The following is a 1,235-nucleotide window of genomic DNA, read 5'->3' on the forward strand; positions in this document are numbered from 1 at the left end:
GGGCCAGCCGCTCGGCCCGGCCCAGCGCGCCGCCGACCGGGCGGCCGTCGGGGTCGAGGAAGCGGATCTCCACCGCCACGTCGCTGAAGGCCCCGCCGCTGCGGTTGGCGAAGGCGCCGCGCCAGGTGCGCTCGCCCGCGTCCCCGCGCTCCACCTGGCAGCGCGTCGGCATCCAGCGCGCTCGCCGCCGCCCCCGCTCCATCGCCGTCGACATCCGCGTCCTCCCGCCCAGCACAAGCGACCAGCATGGCCCGCGCGCCGTCGGGCGCCGGTGAGGACGATGTGAGGAAACGGTGAATTCGGCGCCGCAAACGGTGGTATGACAGGCGAGCCAACCTTCGCCGCGAGACCCTCGTGAACCAGCGCCCGGCCCACTCCGCTCACGACATGCCCACCAAGGTGCCCGAGGTCACGCTGGGCTTCTGGATCATCAAGATCCTGGCCACGACCCTGGGCGAAACCGGCGGCGACAGCGTGTCGATGACCTGGCTGGGCGAGACGACCGCGACGGCCGGCCAGGCGGGGGTGAACGGCTATCTGGTCGGCACGGCGATCTTCGGCGTGCTGCTGATCGGCCTGGTCTGGCTGCAGATCCGCGCCCAGCGGTTCAACCCGTGGCTCTACTGGGGGACCATCATCGCCTCGACCACGGCCGGCACGACGCTGGCCGACTTCGCCACCCGTTCGCTGGGCATCGGCTATGTCGGCGGCTCGCTGCTGCTGCTGGCCTGCGTGCTGGGCAGCCTGTTCGCCTGGCGGCGCACGCTGGGCAGCGTGTCGGTGACCACCATCGTGGGGCCGCGCGAGGAGATGTTCTACTGGGTCACCATCACCTTCTCCCAGACGCTGGGCACGGCGCTGGGCGACTGGGTGGCCGACGCGGGGCCGGGCTATCTGGGCGGGGCCCTGCTGTTCGGCGCGGCCCTGGCGGGGCTGGCGGCGCTGAACGCCTGGACGCGGGTCAGCAAGGTGATGCTGTTCTGGGCCGCCTTCATCCTGACCCGGCCGCTGGGGGCCACGGTCGGCGACTTCTTCGACAAGCCGCTGGACCATGGCGGCCTGGGCGTCAGCCGGCCGCTGGCCTCGCTGATCCTGGCCGTGGCCATCGTGGCGCTGATCCTGATCCTGCCCCAGCGCAGCGGGCGCCACCCCGGCGCGCCGGAAAGCGCGTGAGGACGCGCGCCGCCGCGGCCGCCGCCCTGCTGTTCGCGCTCGCCCCCGGCGCGGCGCAGGCC

The 1,235-nt window shown here is 73.4% G+C and carries 2 protein-coding genes; one reads left to right on the forward strand and one right to left on the reverse strand.

Annotated elements, in window-relative coordinates; all coding sequences use genetic code 11:
- Positions 1–214: hypothetical protein (locus G3573_RS21505; RefSeq protein ID WP_163263664.1), on the reverse strand; the 214-nt coding region annotated here is incomplete at its 3' end.
- Between the two features lie 140 nt (positions 215–354).
- On the opposite strand from G3573_RS21505, the gene G3573_RS21510 reads away from it, so the two are divergent.
- Positions 355–1,173, forward strand: a complete 819-nt coding sequence (locus G3573_RS21510) for a hypothetical protein (protein ID WP_346427430.1) — start codon at positions 355–357, stop codon at positions 1,171–1,173.
- Positions 1,174–1,235 lie beyond the last annotated feature (62 nt).

It is taken from the genome of Caulobacter sp. 17J65-9, assembly GCF_010975005.1.
Taxonomy (GTDB): Bacteria; Pseudomonadota; Alphaproteobacteria; order Caulobacterales; family Caulobacteraceae; genus 17J80-11.